The following is a 1,451-nucleotide window of genomic DNA, read 5'->3' as shown; positions in this document are numbered from 1 at the left end:
AAGCTGGTATCAGAATCAGAGCTTGAGTCAGGCTTAGAGAGGGAGCTAGAATTAAGGCTGGTATCAGAATCAGAGCTTGAGTCAGGCTCGGAGGGGGAGCTATAATTAAGACTGGTATCAGAATCAGAGCTTAAGTCTTTTTTAGAAGTGATGGTACTTCTGTCATCTCTGTAATTTACGGCACTACTATGTTGAGAGGTAGTGATATTAGAGTTAGATTTAGGCTTTGATTTAAAAAATGAAGACAAAGACCATGCATAGGCATCTCCGGAAATACTCAATATAAATAACAATTGAATTATTTTGTTTTTATTCATTTTTCTTGTAATTTAAAATTTGTATTATCAATTTTATATTTAAAATTTGAATTTTATATTTAATTTTCAGCGACAAACAGTGTCTAAAAGCTGAAAATGATGTTCTTTGTACATCCCAAGATCTTAAAACAAACTCTATGGTACATCAACAAATCAATAAAGAAGACGAAAAATTACCTATTAGTCCAGCATATGTCCGTCTTTAGATCAATACCCTTAAGGTAAAATTTGACGCTTGAGTTTAATAATCTAAACATAGTGAAACGATTTAAGATAAAACGACGTCTGATAGTGCGCTCGGTATAACAGACCCTTACAATAAAAAAATAGAAGGTCTAAAAAGAGATATCAAAAATATTTAAGGATTAATAAAGTAAATGAAAGATAGTAATACAAAAATTAAAAGCTCAAAATATTTACTGTTATTATAATTAAAGTAAGTAAGTGATGTATTATTTATAATCAAGAAATATATTACGAGAGATAAAATATTATAGCTAAATTAGTACATCATAAATTTATAGCGCCAATAGTATGTAAAGGATCTTGTAATAGTAAAATATCTACGAAATGGATAGAACATGTTTTAATTAAGAAGCTAAAAAACCCGAAAAAGTTGTGAAAATGAATAATGATTTATTCCAAAACTGCCAGAAGACAAAAAAATAGACGGGATAGCTTGAGTTTAGGCTGATTTTCTTACTGCCATATTCCCCTAATCTTAACCCAATTGAGAAGCGTTGGACGCATTATGAAGCGATAGAGTAAAGGTATAACCAACGCAGTCTAAAAAGAGGATGACAAGAGTAAGAAAGAAAAATAATATAGGGTTAGAAGCGTATATATTAATAAATAGGACATATATAAAAGCTAAAGAGGGACTTTCATGTAGTAAAGTTTCGGATAAGTTTGGGATATCAAGCGCAGTGATATTCACATGGATAACGCTTCTTTCCATCAAAGTAAAGTTATGCAGAAAATAATTAAGAATGCTGGTCATACTTTACTTTATCTACCTTCTTATTCTTCTGACCTTAATCCCATTAAGAAACAATAGGCTCACACCCAACAGATACGACGTTCTACACATTCTTCAATTGACGTACTATTATTTTTTAATTATTGTATAATTAT

At 30.5% G+C, this 1,451-nt stretch carries 2 protein-coding genes; one reads left to right on the top strand and one right to left on the bottom strand.

Going from position 1 to position 1,451, the window contains the following annotated elements; translation table 11 throughout:
* A partial coding sequence (locus HCUR_RS00770; RefSeq protein WP_129591801.1) for a hypothetical protein occupies positions 1-317 on the bottom strand: 317 nt, incomplete at its 3' end.
* Between the two features lie 937 nt (positions 318-1,254).
* Between HCUR_RS00770 and HCUR_RS00765 the strand changes: the two genes are divergently transcribed.
* Positions 1,255-1,374, top strand: coding sequence for a transposase (locus HCUR_RS00765; protein ID WP_165780597.1), 120 nt, complete (start codon positions 1,255-1,257; stop codon positions 1,372-1,374).
* The last annotated feature ends 77 nt before the right edge of the window (positions 1,375-1,451 follow it).

Source organism: Holospora curviuscula (assembly GCF_002930195.1).
Taxonomy (GTDB): Bacteria; Pseudomonadota; Alphaproteobacteria; order Holosporales; family Holosporaceae; genus Holospora; species Holospora curviuscula.
Note: the sequence above shows the minus strand (reverse complement) of the source record. Positions and strands in the feature narration are given on the sequence as shown.

Excerpts from the sequence above, each read along its gene's own strand:
- HCUR_RS00765 (WP_165780597.1), top strand. The coding sequence starts at position 1,255 with ATGGATAACGCTTCTTTCCATCAAAGTAAAGTTATGCAGAAAATAATT.